The sequence below is a fragment of the Nocardioides jiangsuensis genome, from assembly GCF_019679455.1.
In the GTDB taxonomy this organism is placed as follows: Bacteria; Actinomycetota; Actinomycetes; order Propionibacteriales; family Nocardioidaceae; genus Nocardioides_C; species Nocardioides_C jiangsuensis.
In genome coordinates, this window is record NZ_JAIEZQ010000001.1 from 278,509 (window position 1) to 291,526 (window position 13,018).

The window sequence follows — 13,018 nt, forward strand, 5'->3', positions numbered from 1 at the left end:
CGGCGGTCAGGCCCCCATCGCGTGGTAGCCGCCGTCGACGTGCACGATCTCGCCCGTCGTCGCCGGGAAGAAGTCCGAGAGCAGGGCCACGACGGCCTTCGCCGTCGGCTCGTGGTCCTTCTCGTCCCAGCCGAGGGGCGCGCGGTCGCTCCACATGGACTCGAGCTCCTCGAAGCCCGGGATCGCCTTCGCCGCCAGCGTCTTGAGCGGGCCCGCGGACACGAGGTTGACCCGGATGCCCTGGGGGCCGAGGTCCCGGGCGAGGTAACGCGAGCAGGACTCCAGCCCCGCCTTGGCGACGCCCATCCAGTCGTACGCCGGCCACGCGACGGTCGCGTCGAAGGTCATCCCGACCACCGAGCCGCCCGAGCCCATCAGCGGCAGGCAGGCGTTGGAGAGCGAGGCCAGGGAGTACGCCGACACCTGCACGGCCTGCGCCACGTCCGGCCACGGGCCGGTGAGGAACTTGCCGCCGAGCAGCGTCTCGGGGTTGCCGTAGGCGATCGAGTGCACGACCCCGTCGAGCCCGTCCACGTGCTCGCGGAGCAGCTCGGGGAGCCGGTCGAGGTGCTCCTGGTCGGTGACGTCGAGCTCGACCACCGGCGTCTCCTTGGGGAGCCGGCTCACGATCCGCTTGGTGATGCCCAGCGCGCGCCCGAAGTTGGAGACCACGACCGTGGCCCCCTGCTCCTGCGCCACGCGCGCCACCGCGAACCCGATGGAGGTGTCCATCGTGACGCCGGCGACCAGGATCCGCTTCCCGTCCAGAATGCCCATGCTCGTCGTACTCCCTCGTCAGGTGCTGCTGTCGGTGCTGCTGTCAGGTGGCCGCGCGTCGCGCGGCCGCGGCCTCCGGGCCGGGGTCGGTGACCGGGGTCAGTGGCCCATGCCGAGGCCGCCGTCGACGGGGATCACCGCGCCGGTCACGTAGGCGGCGCCGTCCGAGGCGAGCCACACGACCGTGGAGGCGACCTCGTCGGAGGTGGCGTAGCGCCCCAGCGGGATCTGCGCCTTGTACTCCGCCTTCTTCTCCTCCGGCAGGACCTCGGTCATCTCGGTCTCGACGAAGCCGGGGGCGACCACGTTCGCGGTGATCGAGCGGCTGCCCAGCTCGCGCGCGAGCGAGCGGGCCATCCCGACCAGGCCGGACTTGCTGGCCGCGTAGTTGACCTGGCCGGCCGAGCCGAGCATGCCGACCACGGAGGAGATGAAGACGATCCGTCCGCGACGCAGCCGCAGCATGCCCTTCGCGGCGCGCTTGGCGACCCGGAACGAGCCGGTCAGGTTGGTGTCGATGACCGAGGACCACTCGTCGTCGCTCATCCGGAGCACGAGGGTGTCCTTGGTGATCCCGGCGTTGGCGACGAGCACCTCGACCGGGCCCTGCTTCTCCTCGATCTCGGCGAACGCGGCGTCCACCGCGGCGGCGTCGGTGACGTCGCACTGCACCGCGAGGAAGCCCTCGGGCGGCTCGCCGCTGCGGTAGGTGATCGCCACCTGGTCGCCCGCGGCCTTGAACGCCTCCGCGATGGCGCGGCCGATGCCGCGGTTTCCGCCGGTCACCAGAACCGATCTGCTCACAGCCGTTCCCTCTCGTCGCCGCGTCCCCCGTGGGGCAGGTGCCTCGGACGCTATCGGCTACTGATGGGTACTCCGAATCACCGGGCCCGGAGCGGGCGTCAGTCGTCCTCGAGGCGGAACCCGAGCTTCAGGCCGACCTGGAAGTGCTCGACGGTCTCGTCCTTGACCTGGCCGCGGATCTGGGTGACCTCGAACCAGTCGAGGTGGCGCAGCGTCCGCGACGCACGCTCGATGCCGTTGCGGATCGCCTGGTCGATGCCGTCGGGAGAGGTGCCGACGATCTCGGTGACGCGGTAGGTGCGGTTGGTCATGGCTGCTCCTCGTGTCTGGGCGTGCGGTCAGGGCCGATGCTAGTGGTCTGGCACCCGGTGAGGCATGACCACCTTCGACGTACGGTGGGGTCATGGGCAGGCACGACTCCGACGCTGTTCGGATCACCTCGGCCACGCGAAGCCACAGCGACGACATCGCCTCGCGGCAGCGTCGCTACGTCATCTCCATGACCATCCGCACCGTGTGCTTCCTGCTCGCCGTCGTCTTCGCGGGCGGCTTCCTCATGTGGATCTTCATCATCGCGTCGTTCGTGCTGCCCTACGTGGCCGTGGTCGTCGCCAACGCCGGAGCCGCGCCGGATCCGGGCGGGCCGGAGGACTTCGACCCGGGCCGCAAGCAGATCGAGCCGCCCCGCGAAATGTAGTGGTCCAGACACCTATAAAGGGCTTGCGCGTGTATGCCCTGCGTTGGTGGAAATGCCAGGGGGGCCGTGCAAGAATCGTCGTCGCGCGGGCTCAGCCTCCCCCGTCTGAGTCCGCGCCCCACAGTGCCGGACGACTTCCCCCGTGGTCGTCCGGCACTGTTCTTTCTCCGCCGGTCCCCCGCCCGGACGGGGCCTCTTCCGGCGCCGGTTAGGGTCGGGTCATGGACAAGGTCTGCTCCGCGAAGGGGTGCCAGCACGACGCCGGCTGGGCGCTGCTGTGGAACAACCCGAAGCTGCACACGCCGGACCGGCTCAAGTCCTGGCTGGCCTGCTCGGAGCACCGCGAGAGCCTCGGCGACTTCCTGAAGGCGCGCTCGTTCCTGCGCGACGTGGTGCCGGTGGACGACCCCCGTGCGGGGGGTGTCGGCGAGCCGGGCACCGGCCTCGGTCCCCGCTAGGCGGACGGGCGACAGCAGCGGGCGGAGACGCCCTGGGTCAGCCGCCGATCGCGGACATCGGCCGGGTCGGCTGGAGGAAGCTCGTGTCGTCGATGCCGTGGCCGGGCCGCTTGGTCATCATCGCCGCGCGCCAGCGGTCGGCGATCTCCTCGTCATCGGCCCCGCCGCGAAGCGCCGCGCGCAGGTCGGACTCCTCACGAGCGAAGAGACAGTTGCGCACCTGGCCGTCGGCGGTGAGCCGGACCCGGTCGCAGTCGCCGCAGAACGGCCGCGTGACCGAGGCGATCACGCCGACCGTGGCCGGGCCGCCGTCGACCGTGAACAGCTCGGCGGGGGCGCTCCCCCGCGGCTCCTCGGCCGGGGTCAGCTCGAACTGGGACTCGAGCGAGGCGAAGATCTCGTCGGCGGTGACCATCGTGTCGCGGCGCCAGACGTGCTGGGCGTCGAGCGGCATCTGCTCGATGAAGCGCAGCTCGTAGCCGCGCTCGAGGCACCACCGGAGCAGCTCGGGGCCCTGGTCGTCGTTGACGCCGCGCAGCAGCACCGCGTTGACCTTCACCGGGCCCAGGCCCGCCTCCTTGGCGGCCTCCAGGCCGCGCACGACGTCATCGAGACGGTCGCGGCGTGTGATCTCGAGGAAGTGCTCGCGGCGGATGGTGTCGAGGCTGACGTTGACCCGGTCCAGGCCCGCCTCGGCGAGCGCCTGCGCGGTGCGCTGGAGGCCCAGCGCGTTGGTGGTCAGCGACGTCTCCGGGCGCGGCCGCAGCTGCGCCGTACGGCGCACGATGTCGACGAGGCCGCGGCGGACCAGCGGTTCCCCGCCGGTGAACCGGACCTCTTCGATGCCGAGCCGTTCCACGCCGATGGTGATCAGCCGGACCACCTCGTCGTCGGTCAGCGTCTCCTCGTGGGGCAGCCAGTCGAGTCCTTCGGCCGGCATGCAGTACGAGCAGCGCAGGTTGCAGCGGTCGGTCAGCGACACCCGAAGGTCCGTCGCCGTCCGACCGAACGTGTCGACCAGTCCACCTGTACTCACCCGCACAGTCTAGGCACGACGGCCTGAGGTTAGTGTCGTCAGCGTGACGTTCCTGCTCAGCCGACGGTGGATCCTCTTCTTCCTCACCGTCGTCCTGCTCGCCTTCCTCGCGTTCCGGCTCGGCGAGTGGCAGTTCCACCGGCTCGAGGACCGCGAGCGGACCAACGCCGTCGTCGAGCGCAACCTCGCCGCCGAGCCGGCCCCCGTGGGGTCGGTGCTCGCGGTCGGTGAGCCGGTCGACCCCGCCGACGAGTGGCGCCGAGTCACGGCCACCGGCGAGTACGTCGAGGACGAGACCGTGGTGGTCCGGTACCAGACCCGGGAGGGCCAGTCCGGGGTCGACGTGGTCACGCCGCTGCGCACCGCGAGCGGCGCGGCGCTGCTGGTCGACCGCGGCTGGGTGGCCACCGGCAACGTCGGCACCACCCGCCCCGACGTGCCCGCGGCGCCGACCGGCACGGTCACCGTGGTCGGCTGGGTCCGCGTGGACGCCACCGGTGACTCGACCGCGGTCGCGGACCGGTCCACCCGGGCGGTGTCCAGCGAGGCGATCGGGCCGACCCTGCCGTTCCCGGTGTACGGCGGCTTCGTCGACCTCGAGCGGGAGACCCCGCCGGCCGCGCAGCCGCTGGCGCGGACCGAGACCCCCGACCTCGGCGAGGGGCCCCACTTCTTCTACGGCCTGCAGTGGTGGTTCTTCGCCGCCCTGGCGGTCTTCGGCTTCTTCTACCTCGCCTGGGACGAGCGCCGGAAGGCGCGCAGGCCCGAGTCCGAGCCCGAGGATCAGGCGGTGCGCGCCGCGAACTGAGTCTCGTAGAGGTCGGCGTACAGGCCGCCCTCGGCGAGCAGCGCGGTGTGCGTGCCCGACTGCACGACCCGGCCGTCGTCGACGACCAGGATCAGGTCGGCGTTGCGGACCGTGGAGAGCCGGTGCGCGATCACCAGCGACGTCCGGCCTTCCAGCGCCTGGTCCAGCGCACGCTGCACGGCGACCTCGGACTCGGAGTCGAGGTGGGCGGTGGCCTCGTCGAGGACCACGATCCCGGGCGCCTTGAGCAGCAGCCGCGCGATCGCCAGCCGCTGCCGCTCGCCGCCGGAGAGCCGGTAGCCGCGGTCCCCCACGACCGTCTCGAGGCCGTCGGGGAGGCTGCGCACGAGGGTGGCGATCTGCGCCGCGGTCAGCGCGTCCCAGATCTGCTCCTCGCTGGCCCCGGGGCGGGCGTACTGCAGGTTCGCGCGGATCGTGTCGTGGAACATGTGCGCGTCCTGGGTGACGTAGCCCACCGCGTCCTCGAGGGACTGCAGGCTCACGTCGCGGACGTCGCAGCCGCCGACGCGGACCGCGCCGGACGAGACGTCGTACAGCCGGGCGACCAGGTGGGTGATCGTGGTCTTCCCGGCCCCCGAGGGACCGACCAGCGCGACCATCTGCCCGGGGCGCGCGGTGAACGTGATGTCCTTGAGCACCTGCCCGTTGTCGCGCGACTCGGTGCGGGCGACCGACTCCAGGCTGGCCAGCGAGACCTGGTCGGCGCGCGGGTAGGTGAACGCGACGTGGTCGAACTCCACCTCCGCGGCGTTGCGGGAGAGTACGACGGCGTCCGGGCGCTCCCGGATCATCGACGGCAGGTCGAGCACCTCGAAGACCCGCTCGAAGCTGACCAGCGCGGTCATCACGTCGACCCGGACGTTCGAGAGGCCCTGGAGCGGGCCGAGCAGGCGCAGCAGCAGGGTGGCGAGCGCGAGCAGCGTGCCCACGGTCAGCGTGCCGTCGATGGCGAGCTGGCCGCCGACGCCGTACACCAGGGCCGTGGCCAGGGCCGGGATCAGCATCAGGCTGGCCCCGAACACCCGGGTCACGAACGCGATCCGGACCCCGAGGTCGCGGACCACCGCGGCCTTCTCCGCGAACCGGGTGTCCTCCTCGTCGCGGCGGCCGAACAGCTTGAGCAGCATCGCGCCGCCGACGTTGAACCGCTCGGTCATGTTGTTGCCGAGGTCGGCGTTGCCCTCCATCTGCGAGCGGGTGAGCCCGGAGAGCTTGTTGCCGACCCAGCGCGAGGCGCCGAACAGGATCGGGAAGAGCATCAGGCAGAGCAGGGTCACCTGCCAGCTGAGCGCGAACATGGCGATGCCGACGACGACCACGCTGATCGAGTTCGACACGGTGCTGGACAGCGTGGAGGTGAACGCCCGCTGGGCGCCGATCACGTCGTTGTTGAGCCGCGACACCAGGGCGCCGGTCTGGGTCCGGGTGAAGAACGCCAGCGACATCCGCTGGACGTGCGCGAACACCTGGGTGCGCAGGTCGTAGATCAGGCCCTCGCCGATCCGCGAGGAGAGGTAGCCCTGGCCGAGGGTGAGCAGCGCGCTGAAGATCGCGACCCCGGCGACGGCGAGCGCGAGCAGGGTGACGAGGGTCGAGTTCTGCTTCAGGATGCCGTCGTCGATGATCCGCTTCACCAGCAGCGGGGTGACCACGACCAGGGAGGCGTCGACCACGGTGAGGGCGAGGAAGATCCCGATCAGCTTCTTGTGCGGGCGCGCGAAACCCACCACGCGGCGGACCGTCTCACGCGCGAGCTTCTGCTCGACGACGCTGCGGTCGGTGCGCAGGTTGCGCCACGCAGGCCCCAGGCCTGACCCCATCGACACGGGCGGTTCTCCTCATCTCGCCTCGCGGCGGTCCTCTACCCCTCTCCCATGAGGGAGGCGAGCTCGCGGAAGCGTCGTACCTGTGCCTCGCGTTCCAGCTTCCGCTGCTCCTCCAGGTCGAGGGCCGCGGCGCTCTGCAGCAGCGACTTGGTCTCCGAGACCGCGCCGTACAGCGGAGCCGTCAGAGCCGCGACCAGGTCGTGCACCGTCCGGTCGAGCTCCTCGCCGGGCACGACCGCGGTGGCCAGCCCGAGCGCGTACGCCTCTTCGGCACCGACCGTCCGGGCGGTGGCGCAGATCTCCAGCGCCCGCGAGTACCCAACAAGCTCGACCAGCGGTTTTGTTCCCGTCAGGTCCGGCACCAGCCCGAGCAGCGGCTCCCGCATGGAGAGCATCGCGTCGTCGGCCAGCACCCGCAGGTCGCAGGAGAGCGCGAGCTGGAACCCGGCGCCGATCGCGTGGCCGCGGACCGCCGCGATCGTGATGACGTCGCTGCGACGCAGCCAGGTGAACCCCTCCTGGTAGCCGGCGATGGTGTCGGCGAGCTCCCCGTCGGGCATCTCCAGCAGCGTCAGCAGGGACTCGCCGTCGACCCCCTCGGGGGTGAGCATCCGCCGGTCCAGGCCCGACGAGAACGTCTCACCCCGGCCCCGCAGCACGACCACGCGCACGGAGGGGTCCAGCGAGGCGCCGATCACGCGGAGCGCCAGCCAGGTGGCGGGGGTCTGGGAGTTCCTGGTCTCCGGCCGGTCGAGCGTGATCGTGGCGACCAGTCCGTTGACCTCGAGGTGGAGCCCGGCGCGCTGCAGGACCTCGGGGTCCAACGGGGTGCGAGTCATGCGCGCAGCCTAGTCAGGCCAGGGCGACGAGGTCGACGTACTCCTGGTTCCAGAGGTCCTCGACGCCGTCCGGCAGGATCAGCACCCGGTCCGGCTCGAGCGCGGCGACGGCGCCCTCGTCGTGGGTGACCAGGATGATCGCGCCCTCGTAGCTGCGGATCGCGCCGAGCACCTCCTCGCGGGAGGCCGGGTCGAGGTTGTTGGTGGGCTCGTCGAGGAGCAGCACGTTGGCGCCGGAGACGACGAGGATCGCCAGCGCGAGCCGGGTCTTCTCCCCGCCGGAGAGCACCCCGGCCGGCTTGGTGGCGTCGTCGCCGCTGAACAGGAACGAGCCGAGCACGCTGCGGGCCTCGGTGTCCGTCAGCTGCGGTGCGCTGGTGCGGAGGTTCTCCAGCACCGTGCGGCCGGTGTCGAGGGTCTCGTGCTCCTGGGCGTAGTAACCGAGCTTGAGGCCGTGGCCGGGCCGGACCTCGCCGGTGTCGGACTCGTCGACGCCGGCCAGGATCCGCAGCAGGGTGGTCTTGCCCGCGCCGTTGAGGCCGAGGATGACCACCCGGCTGCCCTTGTCGATGGCGAGGTCGACGTCGGTGAACACCTCGAGCGAGCCGTAGGACTTGGACAGCTCCGCCGCGGTGAGCGGGGTCTTGCCGCAGGGCGCGGGGACGGGGAACTTGATCTTCGCGACCCGGTCGGCGCGGCGCTCCCCCTCGATGCCCTCCATCAGCTTCTCGGCGCGCTTGAGCATCGACTGCGCGGCCTGGGCCTTGGTCGCCTTGGCCCGCATCTTGTTGGCCTGGTCGGTAAGCGTCTTGGCCTTGTTCTCGGCGTTCATCCGCTCGCGCTTGCGGCGCTTCTCGTCGGTCTCCCGCTGGGTGAGGTAGGCCTTCCAGCCCATGTTGTAGACGTCCATCTCGGCACGGTTCGCGTCGAGGTGGAGGACCTTGTTCACGCACGCCTCGAGCAGGCCCACGTCGTGGCTGATCACGATCAGCCCGCCCTTGTGGGACTTCAGGAAGTCGCGCAGCCACACGATCGAGTCCGCGTCGAGGTGGTTGGTCGGCTCGTCGAGCAGCAGCGTCTCGGCGCCGGAGAACAGGATCCGGGCGAGCTCGACCCGGCGCCGCTGGCCTCCGGAGAGCGTGCGCAGCGGCTGGTCGAGGATCCGGTCCTCGATGCCGAGGCTGGAGGCGATCTGGGCGGCCTCGGCGTCCGCGGAGTAGCCGCCCCCGGCGTGCAGCTCGGCGTCGGCGCGCTCGTAGCGGCGCATGCCGCGCTCGTGGACCGTGGGGTCGTCGGAGCCCATGTCCCGCTCGGCCTGCCGGAGCCGCCGTACCACCTCGTCCAGGCCGCGCGCGGAGAGGATCCGGTCGCGGGCGAGCACGTCGGGGTCACCGGTGCGCGGGTCCTGCGGCAGGTAGCCGACGCTGCCGGAGGCGACGACCTTGCCGGCCGCGGGCAGCGCGTCCCCGGCGAGGATCTTGGTGAGCGTGGTCTTGCCGGCGCCGTTGCGGCCGACGAGGCCGACCTTGTCGCCGGCGGCGACGCGGAAGCTGACGTCCTCCATCAGCAGGCGTGCGCCCGCGCGGACCTCGAGCTGGTGTGCGGTGATCATGTGACAGGAATCCTCGGTCGGACGTGACAGCGGACGCGGCGCTGCGGCGGGCCATGGAACGGGGCCCGGTGGGTACGGGGCGGCAGCGGGGTCGGTTAGTCCGTCTCGAGCCTCATGAGGTCTAGTCTACGCAAGCAGGTCCGCCTTCGCGGGGCGGTGGCCCTGCCGGCGCCGTACGGAAGGAACACCATGCGCTTCAACCCCAAGGCCCGGCTCGACTCCGGCCAGGTCCAGAACCGGCGCGGCAGCGGGGGCGGCGGGGGCGGCTTCGGCTTCCCGGCCGGTGGCGGCGGCAGCGGCATGAAGGTCGGCGGCGGCATCGGCGGCGTGATCGTGGTGATCATCATCATCGTGCTGACCCAGTTCGTCGGCGGGGGTGGCGGCACGTCCTCGCTCCCCGGTGGCGCAGGGGGCGCGGCCAGCGACAGCGGCCCGGTGTCCACAGGCGGCCAGGAGCTCGCACACTGCCGGACCGGCGCCGACGCCAACCAGGACCCCGACTGCGCGCGGGTCGCCGTGGTGAACTCCATCCAGGCCTACTGGCAGGACGCGCTGCCCGACCAGGCCGGCCGCCGGTACGCCGAGGCGGACACCGTGATCTTCTCCGACCAGGTGGGCACCGGCTGCGGCGGCGCCACCTCCGACGTCGGCCCCTTCTACTGCCCGCCCGACCAGCAGGTCTATCTCGACACCACGTTCTTCGAGGACATGCTCGAGGGCCAGCTCGGCGGCAAGGGCGGCGACTTCGCCGAGGCCTACGTGCTCGCCCACGAGTACGGCCACCACATCCAGAACCTGCTCGGCACGATGGGCCGGGTGCGCACCCAGCAGGGCGCCGACAGCGACGCGGTCCGGCTCGAGCTGCAGGCGGACTGCTACGCCGGCATGTGGAGCAAGTTCGCCACCGAGGTGGAGGACGCCGACGGCGAGGTGTTCATCTCCGAGCTGACGCAGGAGGACATCTCCGAGGCGCTCGACTCCGCCCGCGCGGTGGGCGACGACCGGATCCAGCAGAAGACGTCGGGCCGGGTGAACCCCGACCAGTGGACGCACGGCTCGGCCGAGCAGCGGATGCGCTGGTTCGAGACCGGGCGGGCCAAGGGCAGCCTGCAGGCCTGCGACACCTTCGGGGCACGCAGCCTGTAGGCAGGCGGCCCGAGCCGGGGCTCCCGGCTCGGGCGCGTGGCGCTCAGCTCACTGGGCGGTGACGCACTGGTCCGGGGGCCCGGTCCGGGACGCCGCTATGAGCGGGGGGCGATGGAGGGTGAGTCGGCAGACCTCCCCGTTCTCGCCGCGTTGATGGAGAACACCGCAAGGAAGGTCACGGCCAACACCCCAGCGAGCGAGAACAGGCCAAGTCCGACGAGGAAGATGCCTAGGGGATCAGCGTCGCCGGCCATGAGTGCTCCGATGGTCGCGATTGGCAGAAGGATGAGACCGCCGAGAACGCAGACTGCGACCACCGACCCGCGGGGCGCCCCCCGCAGTGGGCCAGACGGCTGGCCCGCCTGACGTTGAGGCGAGCCGGATGCCGAGAGGGCAGCCGCCGAGACACACAGCATGACACCAGGAAGCAGGACCACGACGCCGCCGACATGCAGTGCCCCCAGCACAACTCCGAGCGCGATGAGCGCGAGGCCAGCAGCAAGTGCGCGCTTGGCGGGCGTCGGTCTAGGCACGCGATCATGGTTCCACGGCCAAAGCTCTGCCTCGTCGGATTCGGCTGGACTCGGTCTGCCTCGCTCGCACACATGTGTCGACGCACGGATCTCGACACGACCGGAAGGCTGGTCAGGTACCGGAGGCCATGTAGGCGGCGAGGATGTAGTTGGGGTGTCGAGCGCCCGTACCGGCGACAGGCTCATCCCCCATGATCGGACCGCGGCATCAGTGCGTTCGGTCGCCAACCTAGGACCTAGCGCGCTGCCCCAGGTAGACGAGCTGGTTGTTGCCGGCTTCTTCCGACTGGAGCTCGTACTCATGCCAGACGCCGCTGATGCAGAGGCTGACTACGGCGTCCTGTAGGACTCCGTGCGATGTCACGCTTGCCGGTAGAGCGAACTCGTCCCCGTCGACCGGACCGCCCTGGACGGTTCCACGGACAACCGCTCGTGCACCGAGGTAATGCTCCTCTTGGTCCTCCACACTCCGGGTGTAGGGAGACTCGACTCGGCTCAGAGTGCATGAACGGCGACCGGGTCTCGGCAGTTCCGCAGGTTCTCTGTCCGCGGAATGAGAGTGCGAGTCCCGTCCCCACCCCAGGCGTGACGGCGCAAAGCGGTCGACGTCACGGGGTTCGGGCTTCAGCCCGGGCCGTTGGGATGAGTGAGATCGTAGGCGCGGGAGAGCTTCTTGGGGACGACCAAGCGCCAAGCGTCCACGACGAGCTCGCGGGCCTCGGTCGGGTCCAGGGCCGCAAGGTCTGCGTGGACCCAGTTGAAGCGCATGTCCGACGCCGACGGCATCTGGAACTTGTGCGGCTCGCTGGCGACAAGCGCCGCGCGCTCCTCCCTGGGGAACGCGAAACCCATCACGGTCTCGTCGAGGGAGAACGCCACGTAGACAATCTGCTTGACGCGGAACTTCAGCCGCCCATGTACGTACACCTGGTAGGAGCGTTCCAACTCGGCGCCGAGCGGCCGAACGTCCTCGATCACCGCCATGCTCGGAACCCGCCGGTCATGACGGGGGCACGTGCGCCATCCGCACGCCGTCCGGTGCCCGCAACTCGCCCTGCTTGGGTCTCGTCCATCAGAATCCGCTCCTGGGGCTTCGCGTACGAAAGGTTGACCATGACGGGGGCCCCGAGTCATCGGTCGCCGCCTTCGGGGGTGACTGGAGGCGGCCCGGGGAACAGTCATCGGCAGGACCGCTCAGCGGCAGTTCCGGGCGCTCGCTGCCCAAGGTGCGACGCCGCAGAAGAACCAGAAGACGAAACGACCGAGCGCCTTGAAGCACCTGGCCCTCCCTGAGATCGTCCTGGCGACGGCGTGGCTCCTGGCTTTCGCAGCGATGGCCGTGGTATCGGCTTCGCATTGCGTGAGGCGCGGGCCGCGGGAATCGGTTTCCTCGCCGCAGTCGGCCGGCTACAGATCCGGACGTTGAGGACCGGCGCACGCACGACATAGGCCATAGGGTGAGGTTGTGACCGCGTTCCACCTGGCGAGGCTGGTGGGCATCTCGCTGGACTGCCCTGACCCGCAGCGGCTTGCCGACTTCTACCTGGGGCTGCTCGGAGGCCGTCAGTTGTGGGCGAAGGACTCGAGCGTCGCGATCGAGGTGCCCGGGGCTGTGCTGGTAGCGCAACAGGTCGACGGTCATGTCCCCCCGGACTGACAGGGGACGGCGATCGTGCACCTTGATCTCACCGCCGACGATCTCGGCGCGGCTGCGGAGCGGGCGGTCGCGCTTGGCGCCACGCTGCCAGAGCAGCCGGACCCGCATTGGCGAGTGCTGCTCGATCCAGCCGGCCATCCGTTCTGCCTGACGCCGTTCACACCGGACGCGGTGGGCTGACCGACGCCTCGCTCGCGGGCAAGTGCGCACCCGACTTAGGACTCACTGCGCATCCGCTGATCGGCATGACGGCTCTTTCACTCTCCGCGGCAAATCGTTGCGTTCATTTGGTGAAGTGCCGCCCCGTCTCAGTGCCCGTGGCCGCGTCGAAGTGCACGCGCCAGCCCGACCACGAAGTGGCGACCACAGTGGTGTCGCCCTCCAGGGAAACAGTCACCCACGCGTCCCGCTCACCGCTTGGGGCTAGCGCTTGCCATCCGACAGACCCGTCTGGCCGGTGACAGACAACGGCGGAGATGTATCCATCGCCGGTGTCCGGCAACTCGACGTATCCGCCCTCCCCGGGTAAGGCGATCTTCTGTGCCACGCTGTCGATGATGCCGCAAGCCTGTCCGAGCCGATTGCGGCTACTTAGAGACTTCACGCAGGATCGGCGTCCGGCCAGACTCGGTCCAGGTGTCCGGCGAGACGCTCCCACATTGCGGCTGCCCACCGGTGTCATTGGTGTGGCTCTCTCATGGCCTGCGGTCTCGCCGGACGCCGCGCGAGGAGAGGCTGAAAGGGGGTTTGTTCTGCTCGAAGTAGCGGTGCCCTCCTTGCTGACAACCATCTGAGTTCAGCACT

At 70.5% G+C, this 13,018-nt stretch carries 15 protein-coding genes; 6 read left to right on the forward strand and 9 right to left on the reverse strand.

The annotated features are described in order from the left end of the window. Nucleotides 1-6 precede the first annotated feature (6 nt). From fabI to K1X13_RS01390, 3 genes are all read right to left on the reverse strand, one after another. Nucleotides 7-777: an enoyl-ACP reductase FabI gene (gene fabI, locus K1X13_RS01380; protein WP_221023258.1), complete on the reverse strand. Its 771-nt coding sequence runs from the start codon at nt 775-777 to the stop codon at nt 7-9. A gap of 99 nt (nt 778-876) precedes the next feature. Beyond that, on the reverse strand, nt 877-1,581 hold the full coding sequence (fabG, locus tag K1X13_RS01385) for a 3-oxoacyl-[acyl-carrier-protein] reductase (RefSeq protein WP_221023259.1): 705 nt from the start codon (nt 1,579-1,581) through the stop codon (nt 877-879). Between the two features lie 98 nt (nt 1,582-1,679). Then, the gene (locus tag K1X13_RS01390) at nt 1,680-1,892 is read right to left on the reverse strand and encodes a dodecin (RefSeq protein WP_221023260.1); all 213 of its coding nucleotides are present in this window, start codon (nt 1,890-1,892) and stop codon (nt 1,680-1,682) included. 92 nt (nt 1,893-1,984) lie between these two features. Here K1X13_RS01390 and K1X13_RS01395 point away from each other — a divergent pair, with 92 nt between their 5' ends. Further along, nucleotides 1,985-2,278, forward strand: coding sequence for a DUF3099 domain-containing protein (locus K1X13_RS01395; protein ID WP_221023261.1), 294 nt, complete (start codon nt 1,985-1,987; stop codon nt 2,276-2,278). Between the two features lie 221 nt (nt 2,279-2,499). Continuing rightward, nucleotides 2,500-2,736 (forward strand): hypothetical protein, encoded by a 237-nt coding sequence (locus K1X13_RS01400; protein WP_221023262.1) that lies wholly within the window; start codon nt 2,500-2,502, stop codon nt 2,734-2,736. 37 nt (nt 2,737-2,773) lie between these two features. On the opposite strand, the gene moaA is transcribed toward K1X13_RS01400, so the two are convergent. Then, on the reverse strand, nt 2,774-3,772 hold the full coding sequence (moaA, locus tag K1X13_RS01405) for a GTP 3',8-cyclase MoaA (protein WP_221023263.1): 999 nt from the start codon (nt 3,770-3,772) through the stop codon (nt 2,774-2,776). Nucleotides 3,773-3,815: 43 nt separating this feature from the next. Here moaA and K1X13_RS01410 point away from each other — a divergent pair, with 43 nt between their 5' ends. Then, nucleotides 3,816-4,580 carry an SURF1 family cytochrome oxidase biogenesis protein gene (locus tag K1X13_RS01410; protein ID WP_221023264.1) on the forward strand — a complete coding sequence of 255 codons (765 nt, stop codon included), beginning with the start codon at nt 3,816-3,818 and terminating at the stop codon, nt 4,578-4,580. Here K1X13_RS01410 and K1X13_RS01415 read toward each other — a convergent pair. From K1X13_RS01415 to K1X13_RS01425, 3 genes are read right to left on the reverse strand one after another with little or no spacing between them, the layout of a single operon-like run. Next, complete coding sequence (locus K1X13_RS01415; RefSeq protein WP_221024499.1) at nt 4,556-6,421, reverse strand: ABC transporter ATP-binding protein; 1,866 nt, start codon at nt 6,419-6,421, stop codon at nt 4,556-4,558. The genes K1X13_RS01410 and K1X13_RS01415 overlap by 25 nt on opposite strands. Before the next feature lie 41 nt (nt 6,422-6,462). Further along, the gene (locus tag K1X13_RS01420) at nt 6,463-7,266 is read right to left on the reverse strand and encodes an enoyl-CoA hydratase/isomerase family protein (RefSeq protein ID WP_221023265.1); all 804 of its coding nucleotides are present in this window, start codon (nt 7,264-7,266) and stop codon (nt 6,463-6,465) included. A gap of 13 nt (nt 7,267-7,279) precedes the next feature. Further along, nucleotides 7,280-8,878: an ABC-F family ATP-binding cassette domain-containing protein gene (locus K1X13_RS01425; protein WP_221023266.1), complete on the reverse strand. Its 1,599-nt coding sequence runs from the start codon at nt 8,876-8,878 to the stop codon at nt 7,280-7,282. A 189-nt stretch (nt 8,879-9,067) separates the two neighbouring features. Between K1X13_RS01425 and ypfJ the strand changes: the two genes are divergently transcribed. Then, nucleotides 9,068-10,024, forward strand: a complete 957-nt coding sequence (gene ypfJ, locus K1X13_RS01430; protein WP_221023267.1) for a KPN_02809 family neutral zinc metallopeptidase — start codon at nt 9,068-9,070, stop codon at nt 10,022-10,024. 1,157 nt (nt 10,025-11,181) lie between these two features. On the opposite strand, the gene K1X13_RS01435 is transcribed toward ypfJ, so the two are convergent. Beyond that, a complete protein-coding gene (locus K1X13_RS01435; protein ID WP_221023268.1) occupies nt 11,182-11,541 on the reverse strand; it encodes an MmcQ/YjbR family DNA-binding protein in 360 nt (119 codons plus the stop codon). Nucleotides 11,542-12,022: 481 nt separating this feature from the next. Between K1X13_RS01435 and K1X13_RS01440 the strand changes: the two genes are divergently transcribed. After that, nucleotides 12,023-12,214 carry a VOC family protein gene (locus tag K1X13_RS01440; RefSeq protein ID WP_221023269.1) on the forward strand — a complete coding sequence of 64 codons (192 nt, stop codon included), beginning with the start codon at nt 12,023-12,025 and terminating at the stop codon, nt 12,212-12,214. 15 nt (nt 12,215-12,229) lie between these two features. Beyond that, a complete protein-coding gene (locus tag K1X13_RS01445) occupies nt 12,230-12,394 on the forward strand; it encodes a VOC family protein (protein ID WP_308249328.1) in 165 nt (54 codons plus the stop codon). Nucleotides 12,395-12,497: 103 nt separating this feature from the next. Here K1X13_RS01445 and K1X13_RS01450 read toward each other — a convergent pair whose 3' ends face one another. Further along, a complete protein-coding gene (locus K1X13_RS01450; protein WP_221023270.1) occupies nt 12,498-12,761 on the reverse strand; it encodes a hypothetical protein in 264 nt (87 codons plus the stop codon). Between the last annotated feature and the right edge of the window lie 257 nt (nt 12,762-13,018).